At 29.5% G+C, this 15,305-nt stretch carries 10 protein-coding genes; 9 read left to right on the top strand and 1 reads right to left on the bottom strand.

Translation table 11 applies throughout. The features are described from left to right. The first annotated feature begins 145 nt into the window (after positions 1-145). From LPB03_RS14110 to LPB03_RS14085, 6 genes are all read left to right on the top strand, one after another. Positions 146-3,247, top strand: a complete 3,102-nt coding sequence (locus LPB03_RS14110) for a SusC/RagA family TonB-linked outer membrane protein (protein WP_065320474.1) — start codon at positions 146-148, stop codon at positions 3,245-3,247. 10 nt (positions 3,248-3,257) lie between these two features. Then, positions 3,258-4,634 carry a RagB/SusD family nutrient uptake outer membrane protein gene (locus tag LPB03_RS14105; protein ID WP_065320542.1) on the top strand — a complete coding sequence of 459 codons (1,377 nt, stop codon included), beginning with the start codon at positions 3,258-3,260 and terminating at the stop codon, positions 4,632-4,634. Positions 4,635-4,679: 45 nt separating this feature from the next. Continuing rightward, positions 4,680-6,122, top strand: coding sequence for a CBM96 family carbohydrate-binding protein (locus tag LPB03_RS14100; protein WP_083187351.1), 1,443 nt, complete (start codon positions 4,680-4,682; stop codon positions 6,120-6,122). A gap of 12 nt (positions 6,123-6,134) precedes the next feature. After that, complete coding sequence (locus tag LPB03_RS14095) at positions 6,135-6,884, top strand: glycoside hydrolase family 16 protein (protein ID WP_065320475.1); 750 nt, start codon at positions 6,135-6,137, stop codon at positions 6,882-6,884. A 113-nt stretch (positions 6,885-6,997) separates the two neighbouring features. Continuing rightward, positions 6,998-7,765 (top strand): glucosamine-6-phosphate deaminase, encoded by a 768-nt coding sequence (locus LPB03_RS14090; protein ID WP_065320476.1) that lies wholly within the window; start codon positions 6,998-7,000, stop codon positions 7,763-7,765. Between the two features lie 63 nt (positions 7,766-7,828). Next, positions 7,829-9,379 carry a family 20 glycosylhydrolase gene (locus LPB03_RS14085; protein ID WP_065320544.1) on the top strand — a complete coding sequence of 517 codons (1,551 nt, stop codon included), beginning with the start codon at positions 7,829-7,831 and terminating at the stop codon, positions 9,377-9,379. Between the two features lie 4 nt (positions 9,380-9,383). On the opposite strand, the gene LPB03_RS14080 is transcribed toward LPB03_RS14085, so the two are convergent. Next, on the bottom strand, positions 9,384-10,409 hold the full coding sequence (locus LPB03_RS14080) for a LacI family DNA-binding transcriptional regulator (RefSeq protein WP_065320477.1): 1,026 nt from the start codon (positions 10,407-10,409) through the stop codon (positions 9,384-9,386). 263 nt (positions 10,410-10,672) lie between these two features. Between LPB03_RS14080 and LPB03_RS14075 the strand changes: the two genes are divergently transcribed. Genes LPB03_RS14075 through LPB03_RS14065 form a run of 3 tightly spaced genes read left to right on the top strand, consistent with a single transcriptional unit; the run spans position 10,673 to position 14,928 of the window. After that, positions 10,673-12,151: a sodium:solute symporter family protein gene (locus LPB03_RS14075; RefSeq protein ID WP_065320478.1), complete on the top strand. Its 1,479-nt coding sequence runs from the start codon at positions 10,673-10,675 to the stop codon at positions 12,149-12,151. Further along, on the top strand, positions 12,144-13,316 hold the full coding sequence (locus tag LPB03_RS14070) for an N-acetylglucosamine-6-phosphate deacetylase (protein WP_065320479.1): 1,173 nt from the start codon (positions 12,144-12,146) through the stop codon (positions 13,314-13,316). Before LPB03_RS14075 ends, LPB03_RS14070 begins: the two co-directional genes overlap by 8 nt. Before the next feature lie 7 nt (positions 13,317-13,323). After that, a complete protein-coding gene (locus LPB03_RS14065) occupies positions 13,324-14,928 on the top strand; it encodes a beta-N-acetylhexosaminidase (protein ID WP_083187360.1) in 1,605 nt (534 codons plus the stop codon). Positions 14,929-15,305 lie beyond the last annotated feature (377 nt).

Below are 15,305 nucleotides of genomic sequence, written 5' to 3'. Positions count from 1 at the left end.
AACACTTAGCACTTTTTTTTAAAGAGTTTATAGTAAATAATAAAATATTTTCCATAAAATTTAAATTTTTTAAGTGCAAACGTTTGCATAGAATTAATAAAATGTTATATTTGACAAAATTATAGAATAAACAAACTTTTAATTTATGAAAAAAAATACTCAAAATCTGCTTTCTAACTTCCTAAGATGGAAGTTTTTAAACAAGTTATTTATTCCTTTTATTTTCGTTTTTTTTACAATTGCCACTAATGGACAATCCCAAAATTTTAATGTAACTGGAAAAGTTACAGATAATATTACAGGAGAATCTTTAATAGGTGTTAGTATAAGTGTAAAAGGAACTGCTAAAGGTGTTACTTCCGATTTAGATGGAATGTATAGTATTAGTCAAATTTCTAAAGGCGATATTTTATTGTTTTCCTATTTGGGTTACGATAAATTAGAAGTAAAAATAGAAAATGAAAAAATTTTAAATGTTACTTTATCAGCAGCTTCTAATGAATTAAGCGAAGTAGTAATTGTTGCTTATGGAAAGAAAAAGAAAAGAAATTTAACAGGATCTATAGCCTCTGTAAGTAGTGAGGCAATTGCAGAATCTAATGCACAAGACCCTATTTCTGCAATACAAGGTAGAGCTGCTGGTGTACAAGTAGTATCAAACTCTGGTGCTCCTGGAGGAGGAATGTCTATTAAAGTTAGGGGAAATTCATCGTTAAATTCAGGAAACACTCCACTTTATGTGGTAGATGGTGTGCCTATCGAATCAAATTCTTTGTCTTCTTTAAACGGAACAGAAAATTTTGGTTTAAACCCTTTATCAGATATTAACCCAAGTGATATTCAATCCATAGAAATATTAAAAGATGCAGCTTCAACTGCAATTTATGGTTCAAGAGCTGCAAATGGTGTTGTATTAATTACTACCAAAAGAGGTAAATCTGGTAAAGCACAAATTGATGTTAACATTTTAACAGGTGTAAGTGAAATTACTAGAAAACTAAGTGTTTTAAATGCAACACAGTACAGACAATTAATCTTAGATTCTTATGCAAATATGGACAATCCTACAGTGCCTAATGGAATTGTTTTGGATTCTTTAAATCCTAGAAATAATGGTGATGTAGATTGGCAAAGCGAATTATTAAGAGTTGCACCACAATATAAAGTAGATTTATCTGTAAGAGGAGGATCTGAAAATGTAAAATACGCATGGAGCTCTTCTTTCTTAAGTCAAGATGGTATTATTTTAAACTCAAATTATAAAAGAGTTACATCTCGTTTAAATGTAGATTTTAAAGCTTCAGAAAAATTAACTTTTGGACAGAGTATTTCTTACACAAACGGTTTTAATAAAAGAATAAATGCAGGTGGAACTAACAATTTAAGTATTGTTAGAGAATTATTAGTTCGTCCTCCAATTTTTGCAAATTTTTTACCTGATGGATCTTATAACGGATATCAATTTGGTAGAAGAAATCCTGTTGGATTAGCTGAATTGGCAACAAACAATAACAAGACAAATCGTATTATAGCAAACCAATATGGAGAATATAATATTATAGAAGGCCTTAAGTTAAGAAGTAATATTAATTTAGACTTTTTATCAATGAAGGAAGATAAATTTCTTCCAGCTTCTTTAGATTATAGACCTGGTTTTAACAGTGGAGAAGTAAGAGCTATTAGCAATTTAACTTGGGGAAATGAAACTTTTTTAACTTTTAATAAAGCAATTTCAGAAGATCATAACTTTTCTTCTTTGTTAGGTATTAGTTTCCAAAATTGGCAATATGAAAGAACTGGTTTGGATGGTGAATTCTTTTCTAGTGATAATATTACAACCTTAAATGGTGCAGGAACCATCTCTAATCAAGATGTAAATATTACTACAGAGCATTCAATACTTTCTTATTTTGCAAGAGTAGCTTATGATTATAAAGAGAAATATTTATTTGAAGCAAATATAAGAGCAGATGGTTCCTCTAGATTTGGTAAAGATAACAGGTTTGGTTATTTTCCTTCTGTTGCTTTAGGATGGCGTTTTTCTGATGAAGATTTTCTTGAAAACTTAGACTTTTTAAATGATGGGAAAATTCGTTTAACAGCAGGACAAACAGGAAATGAATCTATAGGAAATTACACTGCACAAGGAGAATTTGCAGTAGGAACAAATTATTTAGATTTTTCTGGAGCTGCTCCATCAGTAATGTCAAATTCTGGTTTAACTTGGGAAACAAGTACACAATATAATGCAGGTTTAGATTTATCTTTTTTAAATAATAGATTACAAGTAACTACAGATGTGTATTTAAAAATCACAGACGATTTATTATTTAACGTTCCTGTTCCAAGAACAACAGGTTTTTCTACAGTAACCCAAAATATTGGTAGCATAGAAAACAGAGGTGTCGAACTCTCTATAAATTCTAAAAACTTCGTAGGCGATTTTAAATGGAGTACTAATTTTAATATTAGTTCAAATAGAAATCAAGTTACAGATTTACCAGATAACGTATTAACAAACGGTTTTATCCAAAATGGTAATTATCATATTTTAAAAGAAGGAAGCCCAATTGGTACTTTTTACGGATGGAAATTTAACGGTGTTTATGCAAGTGATTCAGACAATGAAAACCAAGTTACAAACGGAGCTTTAGGAGCAATTTTTAAAGGTGGAGACCCTATTTGGGATGATGTTGATGGAAATAATATTATAGACAACAACGATAGACAAATAATTGGAGATGCAACTCCAGATTTCTTTGGAGGTATTACTAACAACTTTTCTTATAAAGGAATTAGTTTAAGTTTCTTCTTACAGTATTCTGTTGGAAACGATATTTATAGTGAAATTAATCATCAAAGAAACTCTGTTGTAAGATATAACAACCTTTCTACAGACGCTTTAACTAGATGGAGAAATCAAGGAGATATTACAGATTTTCCAAGACCAGTTAGAGATGACCCTTTTCAATCAGACAGTAGAATTCAAAGTCGTTGGGTAGAAGATGGTTCTTATATTAAATTAAAAAACATTAACGTTAGATATAACTTACCAAATAATGTTGTTGAAAATTTAGGCTTAAGAAAAGTTGAATTATTTGCATCTGCAGTAAACGTAATAACCTGGACACGTTACACAGGTTTTGATCCAGATGTAAATTCTTACAGCGGATTAAGAGAAGGTGTTGATGAAGGTTCTTACCCTCAAAGTCGCACATTTATTTTAGGATTAAACATTGGATTTTAAAAAAAGAATTATGAAAAATATAAAAAATATAAAACCAATTTTATTAAGTGGATTATTAATGCTGATATTCTTCTCTTGTTCAGATATTTTAGAGAAAGATCCAGTAAGTAGCTTTTCAGGGCAAGGATTTTACAAAAACTCAAGCGATGCACAATCGGGTGTTTATGGAATTTATGATGCAGCACAATCTACATTTCGAGTTAACTTTTCTTATTGGGGAGAAGGTAGAGCAGATGCAGTAAATACAAACCATGCTGGAGATCCTTTAGCATTACAACAAAACACTTTAAACCAAAGTATAACTTCTGCAAGATGGAATAGCATTTACGAAACAGTTAGTCGTGCTAATTATGCTATTAAATACGTACCAACTGTTTTTGAAACAGAAAGTGAATTTAGCTTACAGTTAATTGCACAAGCTAGAGCACTTCGCGCATTATCTTATTTTTATGCAGTTAGAGTTTGGGGAGATGTTCCTTTAATTACAGAACCTTATGAAAGTGTTGACCAAGAATTCTTTATTTCTAAAACAGATAAAGAGGTTGTACTTGATCAAATTGTTGAAGATTTAATTTTTGCATCAGAAAACTGTAGAGTAACTTTTTCTAGTGATAGTTCTAGAATTCTTTTTACACAAGGTGCAGCACATGCTTTATTAACGCAAGTATATATGTGGAGAAATCAGTATGATGCAGCCATAGAATCTTCAGAAAAAGTATTAGATAACAGTTTATACTCTTTAGTTTCTATAAATGATTGGTCTAGAATTTTTACATCAGGTTATTCTAACGAAAGTATTTTCGAAGTAGGTTATAACGAAGTACAAACAAATGCATTAAGAGTTTTATATGCTATTGGAGCTGATAGTGATTATTTTCCAAGCGAAAAATTCAAAAATTCTTTTGAAACTGGAGATTTAAGAAAAGATCTTATTTATGATACAACAGATGCAGATCCAAGAAAAATATGGAAATTTTTCGGACAAGGTTTTAATGACGAAAGTGCAGATCCTTCAGGAAACAATATTGTTTTGATACGTTTAGCAGATATTATGTTGCTAAAAGCAGAAGCTCATAACAAATTAGGAGACACAACTGAAGCTTTAAGATTATTAAACTTGATAAGAGATAGAGCAGGTCTTCCAGCTTTAACATTAGCATCAGCAACTACTTTATATGGAGATTTAGAATCTGCAATACTGCATGAACGTTCAATAGAATTATCTTTTGAAGGACATAGATGGTTCGATTTGGTAAGAACAGGTAAAGCTATAAATACTATGAACCCTATAAATGGTTTGAGCGATCCAGAAAATTTGGTTTGGCCAATTCATGAAGACGCTATTAATAGAAACCCTAATTTGATACAAAATCAATTTTACAGGTAAGTATCTATTCCTAAAAATGCATTAAATAATTAAAATTCAGAAATAATGAAAAATAATAAAACATTACTGTATCTCACAATTGGAATCTTCTTTTCAGTTGTATTAAGTACTTTTTTTAGTTGTGAAGTTCAAGAAGATTTTTCTTATAAAAAGTCCAATTCAAATACTCCATTAACTATAAACGCTTGGGAGTTTATTCAACAAAACGATTCTTTAGCATTGCTAGAAGAAGCAATAACACTAACTGGTATACAAAGTTTTTATGAAGCTGCAGAAAAAAAGACATTTATTGCACCAACAAATGAAGCTTTTAAAAATTATTTAGCAAATAATTCGTATCAAGATTTATCAGAAGTTCCAGTTCCAATTTTAAGAAACGCATTAAAATATCATATTGTAAATGCAGTCGTTTCTTTTGATGATCCTAATATTTCTGAAAGAAACAATCCTTTACCTTACACTAGTGAAAATGGACAAACTGTTTTCTTATCGAGAACAAGTGGTTATACAGGATTAATAAACGAAGGAACTAATAAGCAATGGACAATCATAACATCTAACATAAAACCTACAAATGGTGTTGTTCATATTTTAGATGATATAATTTTCTTTTCTGCACGTTTAACACCAGCTTCTCCAGATCCAGATATTGTTAGAGATACAATTTATCCAATTGCAGATTCATATGTAAATGGTGGTGGTAGTTCTGGTAGAAATTATGGATCAGAAGATCGTATTAAAGTAAAAAGTGCATCAAATAAAGATTATTTAAGAAAAGGTTTTTTAATGTTTAATCTAAAAGATTTTACAAAAGAAGGCGTAATTGTTGAAATGAATTTAGAGCTAAACGTAAAATTTACGGCTGCAAAAGGTATTGATTTTGATATTTTAGCAGTGCAAGATACTACTTGGACAGAATCTGGAATTACGTTTGATAATGCACCTTTCCCAACCACAGATCCAATTGCTTCAATAACTACATCAAAAATCTCTGCTTTTCAATTTGATATTCTAGATTACTATAAAGATTTAACTCATAATGGAAAAGTTGCATTTATGTTAGATCAAGAAAATCTAAAAGATGAAACAGATGAATTCTGGACAAAAGAAAATACAGGAGGTAATTTGCCATCTATGTTAATTGCACGTTTTGCTACAGGAAATACAACATTAGTTATTGAAAGAAATACTGGTTTTACAGTTAATAGTGGAGAAGCGTACGCTTTAAATAGTAATGTTTTAGAAGTTTCTGGAGCAACAGCTGCAGACATTAGTTTTACCATTCAACAAGCACCACAAAATGGTTGGTTTATTAGAGGAGCAAGTGTATTACAGGCTGGTGAATCATTTACGCAAGAAGATGTAGACGTTATGAATGTTGTATATATTAACAATGGTAATGGTACAGACGATAAAATTACTGTAACAACTAAAGATAAAGCTGGTGCAAGCTTACCTGCTTTTGATATTAACATAACAGTACAATAAAAATAAAACTTAATGAAAAAATCTCTATCCATTCTATTGTATTCTTTTTTTATACTGATTTTAATAAATTCATGTGCGAAAAATTCAGAAGTACAAGATAATCCTGTAGAACCAGAAACTAGAATTATAGACTTCTCTGGTTATGAATGGGTTGTAAGAACTTCAGATGAAACAAAACAAGGGCCTGGACCCAATTTGTTTTCAGATTCAGAAGAAAATGTTTGGGTAGATGATCAAGGAAGATTACATCTAAAAGTAGTACAAGATGGTGGTAATTGGTATTGTTCTGGTGTAACTTTAAGAAAAACATTTGGATACAAAAAATATGTAGTTTATGTAGCAAGTGATGTTGAAGCATTAGATGAAAATGTTGTTGCAGGAATATTTACTTATAAAAATGATGAAGAAGAAATTGATATTGAGTTTTCTAAATGGTCAAAATCAAATAATGAAAATTCTCAATTTGCAGTTCAGCCTTCTCACTTAACTGGAAATAAAACCAGATTTGATCTCAACTTAAATACTGATCTATCCACACATTTTTTTGATTGGAAAGCAGATAAAATTGAGTTTGGTAGTTATCAAGGTCATACATTAACTCCAGAATCTAAAGATGTAATAAATACTTGGACATATACAGGAAGTAATATTCCACCAGAAAACGAAGAACGTTTTAAAATAAACTTATGGTTGTTCAGAGGAAGTGCACCATCAGATAATAAATCAGCAGAAATGATTATTGATCGTATAGAAATTTTATAAAATACGTTTGAACTAGTTCCCCCAAAACTAATTTCTAACAATCAATACTTTTCTGTTGATTAATTTCTCTTATAGAAAAGAAAAATCCCTAAAACAAATACAAAAGAAAAATAATGATAAAATTTAATCAGAACATTACTGTCTCTTCTGATAAAGTAAAAACAGGAAACACAGCAGGAAAAGCTGTAGAAGACTGTATTGTAAGATTACTACAAACAAAAAAGGAGGTAAGAATTATTTTTGCAGCAGCACCTTCTCAAAATTCAATGCTAAACTATTTAACCAATTCTAAATTAATAGATTGGAGCAAAATAGTAGCATTTCATATGGATGAATATATTGGATTAAAAGAAAATGCTCCAGAATTATTTTCTACGTATTTAGAAAATCATTTGTTCTCGAAAGTTACAGTAAAACAGAAAAACACTATTAATGTTCACAATGGTATCGCTGAAGAATTAGAAAGGTATGAAAAGCTTTTATCCGAAGAAAAAATAGACATTGTTTGTTTAGGAATTGGCGAAAACGGACATATTGCCTTTAACGATCCACCAGTTGCAGATTTTAACGACCCAAAAGTTATTAAGGTTGTAGAATTAGATGAAGCATGTAGAACTCAACAAGTAAATGATGCTTGTTTTGATACATTTGATGATGTTCCTGAAAAAGCAATTACATTAACAATACCAACTTTAATGAATGCAGATCACTTATTTTGTGTAGTTTTAGGTACTAAAAAAAGTGAAGCAGTAAAAAATACACTTTCAGGCGTAATTTCTACAGCTTGTCCTGCTTCAATATTAACAACACATCCTGATTGTAAATTTTATTTTGATGAGAAAGCATTCTCAAAAAATAAAGAAATCACGAAAGCACTTTAAAATAATTTAAGGCACGTTTTTCAACAAAATTAATAAAAATTCTCTCTATTTAAATTGATAAATATGAACATTAAATCCATTCTAAACTTCCTATTAATCATAAATTTAATCATAGTAAGTTCTATAGAAACTTCTGCTCAAAAAAATGAAAATAATTTTGATGTAAAAGGGTTTCATTTAGATTTAAGAATTCAAGTAATGACGCCAAATGCATTAAAAGAATTTGCTACAGAACTTTCTAAAATGGGCATGAATACATTAGTTTTAGAATGGGAAGGAACGTATCCTTTTGAAAATCATGTCGCAATTTCTAACGAATATTCTTACACAAGAGCAGAAATAAAAGATTTTATTGCACACTGTAAAACCTTAAATATTGATGTAATTCCACTGCAACAAACATTAGGACATGTGGAATATATTTTACGAAATCCAAGATATAGTAACTTAAAGGAAGACAGAAAAGATATTTCTCAATTGTGCCCAATGGAAGTTGCAGACAATAAAGAATTATTTGCAGAATTATTTAGAGATTTAGCTTCAACACATCCATCAGAATATATTCATATTGGTGGAGATGAAACTTACCTTTTAGGGCATGATGAAAAATGCAAGAAAAAAGTTGAAGAGGAAGGAAAATCAAAATTATTTGTAGATCACATGAAAATGATTACTGAATTGGTCATTGCAGCAGGAAAAAAACCTGTAATGTGGGCAGATATTATTTTAAAACATCCAGAAGCAGCATCAGAATTACCTAAAGAAACCATTTTTGTAGATTGGAATTATGGTTGGAGAATTAATCATTTTGGTGATGTTCCAGAACTTCAGAAAAAAGGATTTACTTTTTGGGGTTCACCATCTATTAGAAGTCATCCAGATAATTGGTATGTTACAGACTGGACCACACATTTTAAGAACCAAAAGGAGTTTATTCCATACGCAAGAGAAGCAAATTACAAAGGAATTGTTATGACATCTTGGTCTACAACTGGCGTTTATGGTTTTACTTGGGATGTAAACTATGATGTAATTGATATGGAACAAATTAGAAATACATATCCACTTTCTGGTTTCCGAATTTTAATTGCCAGCTATGCAGATGCGTTAGCAAGTAAAACACCAATTGAAGCGAAAGAATTTGTTTTAAAGTATGGGAAAAGTCAATTTGGTTTAAACGAAAATGAAGCTCAAAGTTTATCTAATTTTATATTTGCTAAACCTGAATTAATTACAAACGGAAAACCAGAAAAAAGCAAAAATGTTGCTCAAATGTTAGCTGATTTTGGTAAAATTAGAAATGCTTTATGTGCTGTAAATCCTACTAAAAATAAAAAAGAATTTGAACATTTTAAATTAATGGCAGATTTAAGAATGCATTATTTAGATTTTAAAGAAGTAGTGGAAGCACTTAATTCTGTAAACTTTAAACAGTCTCAAACTACTACCCTAGTTGATAAATTAGACGAAATCTTAAAAGATGCTAAAAAACTAAATAAAAGATTTACTAAATTAAACAAAGGTTTTTTATATGATTCTGAATTGAAAAACCAAAATGAGTTGAGAATTCAGCCTGTAAAAGTTTTATACAATCGTTTGGTAAAAATAAAATAAGATATTAAGCATTTAGTTTAGAAGATTCTCTAATAATTAGCTCAGTTTTAAGGGTAATAATTTCAGAATCTATAATATCATTTTCATCTTCAATTTTTCTGATAAGTAGCTTTGTAGAAGATTCCCCCATTTGAAAAGCACGATCATTAATTGTTGTTAAATTCGGTTCAATAATTCTAGAAATTGGGTAATTACTAAAACCAACAATAGCTACTTGTTCCGGAATTTTTATGTTTGCTTTTCTAAAAACCTGAATAACACTCACTGCAGAATAATCGTTGGCACAAAAAATTCCATCAGGTAATTCTGGTAGATTTAAATATTTTTTTGCACTAGAAACACCTTCATCATAACTTAAATTTTTGGTGTACATAATTAAGGATTCATCCAAAGGAATTTTATATTTTTTTAAAGCAGCCTTATACCCTTCTAAACGAGCTTTAAAAATACTGGTTTTTTGACTTCCAGCAATGTGTCCAATTTTTTTACAACCACTTTTTATTAGATGTTTTGTGGCAGTATATGCAGATTCAAAATCATTAATAACAATCTTGTTTGCATCAAAATCTGTGGGAACTCGATCATAAAAAACAAGGGGAACACCCAACTTGTTAAATTTTTTAAAATGATCACAATTTTCTGTTTCAATACTTAAACAGCCTATAATTCCATCAACCATTCTTGTTTGTAATATTTTTGTAATCTCTTTTTCTCTTTTTAAAGAATCTTTAGATTGAAAAATAGTAACATTATAATCGTTTTTATAAGCAAAATCTTCAATTCCGCTAATGACCAAAGAGTGAAAATGAATATCAATTCTTGGAACAATAATACCAATAGAACGTGTTTTTTTATTTCTAAAACTTGCAGCAATTGAGTTTGGTGTAAAACCTAATTCTTCTGCTTTTTTCTTGACTCTTTTTTTGGTAGCATCACTTATTGCAGGATGCCCTCCTATAGCTCTCGAAATTGTAGAAGGAGATAATTTAAGTTCTTTCGCTAAATCTTTTAAGGTAACTCTATTTTTCATTATTAAATAACAAACGTTTGCTGTAAAATATATTTACTTTTAAATGGTAACGTAATTATAATGTTATTTTTCCAAAAAAAATATCATTCTCAAAAGTTTTATTATTTTTTTTATTAAAATAACTAGATTTTAGTAGATTTATATTTATGCAAACGTTTGCATAAATATAAAAAATTAGTTAGATTTGTGAACTAACGTTGTTATTGATTTAGTAAATTAGAAGTCTATTAGCAACTCATCAAAATATAAAAAACATAACACATATGGAATTACTAGATTGGATAGTTCTCGCATTTTACTTTATACTTTTATTATCTATAGGTTTGTGGGCATATTCCAAAGTAAAAAATTCGGCAGATTTTTATACAGCTGGTGGAAAATTACCTTGGTGGTTATCTGGTGTTTCTCACCATGTTTCTGGTTATAGTGGAGCCGTTTTTGTTGCTTACGCAGGTATTGCATATACCCATGGTTTTACACTTTATGTTTGGTGGGCTTTTACAGTTTCTATAGCAACATTATTAGCTGCTTTTTATATTGCTCCACGTTGGTCTAGACTAAGAAAATTTGCCAACATACAATCGCCTACAGAATATTTATTAATGCGTTATGATTTAAAAACACAACAATTAATTGCTTGGGTTGGTTCTTTAATTAAAGTTTTTGATACTGGTGGAAAATTGGCAGCTATCGCTATTTTACTAAATGTTTTTAGTGGAACTTCAATAACTTTCGGAATTTTACTAGTTGGAATTGTATCATTAATCTACATTACAATTGGTGGTTTATGGGCAGATGTTTGGAATGATTTTGCGCAATTTATCGTACAATTATTAGCAGGAATTACCATGTTTGTTGTTATTCTTTTAAATACAGAGGATGGTTTTATGAGTATTACAACTGTTTGGGATAAATTACCTGAAGGAAATTCAGACTTTTTTAATGATCCCTACACAATTGCTTTTGCATTTGCAATGTTGCTTATAAATTTCTTTAGTTATAGTGGTGGAACTTGGAATTTAGCAACGCGTTTTATTTCATCATCTTCTGCTAAGGTTGCTAAAAAAGCAGGTATTTTATCTTCTATATTGTATTTAATTTGGCCATTAATTTTATTATACCCAATGTTTGTGGCGCCATTATTTTTAGAAAATCTTTCAGATCCAACATTATCTTATGGTTTAATGGCTAAAAAGTTTTTACCTGCTGGTTTACTAGGGTTGGTTTTGGCTTCTATGTTTGCAAATACACTTTCGATGACCTCATCAGATTCTAACACAATTTCGTCTGTTATTTGTAGAGATATATTACCGAATTTATTTCCGAAGTTTAGAAATTTATCACAAAAAAAAGAATTACGTTTGGCGAGAATCTGTACATTTTGTTTCACTTTTATAACGATTCTTGTCGGATTGAATGCAAGTAGTTTTGGCGGAATTTTCGGTTTAATTGTTACTTGGTTTGCAGCTTTATTAGGTCCAATTTCTGTACCAATGATTTTAGGGTTACTACCAGCTTTCAAAAAAAGCGGAAGTGTTGCTGCCATAAGTTCTATAATTGGTGGTTTACTTGTTTTCGTTATTTTAAAAATGATTCCAGAAAAGCCGCTTTCCTTAGAAATGGGCGCACCAATTTTAGCTTCATTAATTATATTTATAACTGTAGGTTTTCTAAGTAAAAAACCTGTTCCAGAGAGAGTAACAGAATTACATTTAAACTTAAAAAGTAAAAAAGATGTCTAAAAATAAAACTTTTAAGGCATTAGATTATAGAACAAATAAACCAATTTCTGTTGATGTTGAAAATGGAAAAATTTGTGCTATATCTGAAATAATAGAAACTTTGGATACAAATTATTTTGTTGCTCCTGGTTTGGTAGATTTACAAATAAATGGCTTTAAAGGAATTGATTTTAATAGTTTAGATTTAAAAATTACTGATGTTCATGAAATTTGTAACATTCTTTTAGAAAAAGGAATTACAAGTTTTTATCCAACAGTAATCACAAATAGTTCAGAAGCTATAGAATTGCTTTTAACAACAATTTCAACTGCTTGTAACAATTCTAAAAAAACAGATGCTTGTATTGGCGGAATTCATTTAGAAGGACCATTTATCTCGTTTCAAGATGGACCAAGAGGTGCACACTCAAAAGATTTTGTTCAAGCTCCAGACTGGAATTTATTCGAAAAATGGCAAAAAGCAGCAAACGGAAAAATTAAAATAATTACGTTATCTCCAGAATGGGAAAATTCAACCGAATTTATTGAAAAATGTATAAAATCTGGTGTAATTGTTTCCATTGGTCATACAGCAGCAACTACAGAACAAATTCAAAATGCCATTAAAGCTGGTGCAACTATGTCCACACATTTAGGTAATGGTTGCCATGCAATGTTACCAAGACATAAAAATTATATTTTTGAGCAATTAGCATCAGAAAAATTGTGGTCTACACTAATTGCAGATGGATTTCATTTACCAGATTCATTATTAAAAATATTTTTAAAAACGAAACCCAATAAAAGTATTTTAGTTAGTGATGCAACTTCTTTTGCAGGGTTACCTTCTGGCACTTATAAAAGTCATATTGGTGGTAATGTTGAGTTAAATGAAGATGGAAAATTATGTATGCAAGATAATATAGATATGCTTGCAGGTTCAGCACAATCTTTACTTTGGTGTGTAAATCAGTTAGTAAAAAAACAAATAACGTCTTTACAAGATACATGGAATATGGCTTCCATAAAGCCAACTGAAGCACTTTTCGGAACTTCTAACAATTTTTTAGAAGTAGGTTACAAAGCAGATTTTGTTTTGTTTGAAAAGAACATAAACGGAATACAAATAAAGCAAACAATTAAAGATGGGGAAATTGTTTTTTCTGATCTTATTAAAAACTCTTAAGATGAAAATGAAACAACTAAAATTTACAGTAATTCTATTGATTTTTTTCGGATTCAATTTACAAAGTCAAATCCATATAGTTCCACAGCCCTTAGAAATTTCCATAGAAGAAGGTTTTTTTATATTGAATGATGATGTTAAAATCATTTCTACTAAAGAAACAAAAGAAGAAGCAAAAATTCTCTGTTCAATCCTAAAAGAAGGGTTTGATAAAAAAGCTAAAATCTCAAAAAAAGGAAGTGGAATTAAATTATACATCAATCAAGATTTAGAAAAAAATCTTGGAAAAGAGGGATATAAATTATCATCTAAAAATAATCAAATTGTTATAGAAGGTGCTTCAAAAGCAGGTTTATTTTATGGAATCCAGTCTTTTAAACAATTATTACCTTCAGATTTTGGAAAAAAAAATTATAAAAATAAAAATGTAGATTTTCCAATAGTCGAAATTTCTGATAAACCACGTTTTTCTTGGCGTTCATTTATGCTAGATGAATCTCGCCATTTTAAAGGAATGGAAGCTGTAAAAAACTTACTAGATGAAATGTCTGTCTTAAAAATGAATGTTTTTCATTGGCATTTGGTAGATGATCAAGGTTGGAGAATTGAAATTAAGAAATATCCGAATTTAACCAAAATTGGAAGTTATAGGAAAGACACCCAAGCAAAAAGAAAAAGCCCAGAAAGAGTCGGTTTTTCTCATGAAGGTTTTTACACTCAAAAACAAATAAAAGAAATCATTAAATATGCAGAAGAAAGACATATAAAAATTATTCCGGAAATAGAAATGCCAGGTCATGCAACTGCTGCAATTGCATCTTATCCTTGGTTAGGAATTTTAGGAACTACTTCAGAAGTTACTCAAGAATTTGGAAAATTACCAGATTCTTACAATGTGTCAGACCCTAAGGTTGTGCAATTTTTAAAAGATGTTTTAACGGAAGTCTTTGAACTTTTTCCAGAAAATGTAGTACATATTGGTGGTGATGAGGTAAACTTTAAAACGTGGGAAAATTCTAAAATGATTCAAGATAAAATCAAAAAAGAAGGGTTATCATCTCCTGCAGATTTACAAATTTATTTCACGAATGAGATTTCTAATTTTATGGAAGATAATAACCATAGAATGATGGGTTGGAATGAAATTTTAGGAGATAATGTTCATAAAGAACATGAAAATTCTAACATGGAAGTAAAACAAAAATTGTCTGACAACGCAATTATTCATTTCTGGAAAGGAAGTTTAGATTTGGTAAATAAAGCTGTAACAAGTGGTCATGAAGTTGTAAATTCATTACATTCTATGACGTATTTAGATTATACTTACAAATCTATACCACTTTCAAAAGCATATTCTTTTGATCCAATTCCAGAAGGTTTAGATGAAAAATATCACGATAAAATTTTAGGTTCTGGTTGTCAAATGTGGAGCGAATGGATTCCAACTGTAGAAAAAATGAATAATCAAGTTTTCCCAAGATTGGCTGCTTATGCAGAAGTTGGCTGGACTTCTAAAGAAAATAAAAATTATAATAATTTTGTAATTGGATTAAAGAAAATGCAAAATCGTTGGAAAATGATTGGTATTAATTTTCACGAAAGTTTAGAGTAATTTTATAAAGTTCTCAAAAACTATTTCATATTAGGAAAATCAGAATAAAATTATAAAATGTTTTATTCTGATTTTTTTATTTTAAACAATTTTCTTCACTTCTATTTTGCAAAAGCCCATTTAATGAATATTGTCTATTCTTCCTTATGAAATGATTTCTATACAGGAAAATAATCAAAATCCTTAGAAAAATACCTCAAGAATAATATTTTCCGATAATTAGAGGGTTGTTTAATAACTCCTATTAAAATACCTAATATTGTAAACATTAAAATTTATAAATAACGACAAAAGACATTAAATTAAAAAAAGGAACTATTACTACAGAAGTTATAGTTTTTGATTTTGACGGAAAGTAGTCACTAATTTCTTTAATT

Origin of the sequence: Polaribacter vadi (assembly GCF_001761365.1) — a bacterium.
GTDB classification, from domain to species: Bacteria; Bacteroidota; Bacteroidia; order Flavobacteriales; family Flavobacteriaceae; genus Polaribacter; species Polaribacter vadi.
Note: the sequence above shows the minus strand (reverse complement) of the source record. Positions and strands in the feature narration are given on the sequence as shown.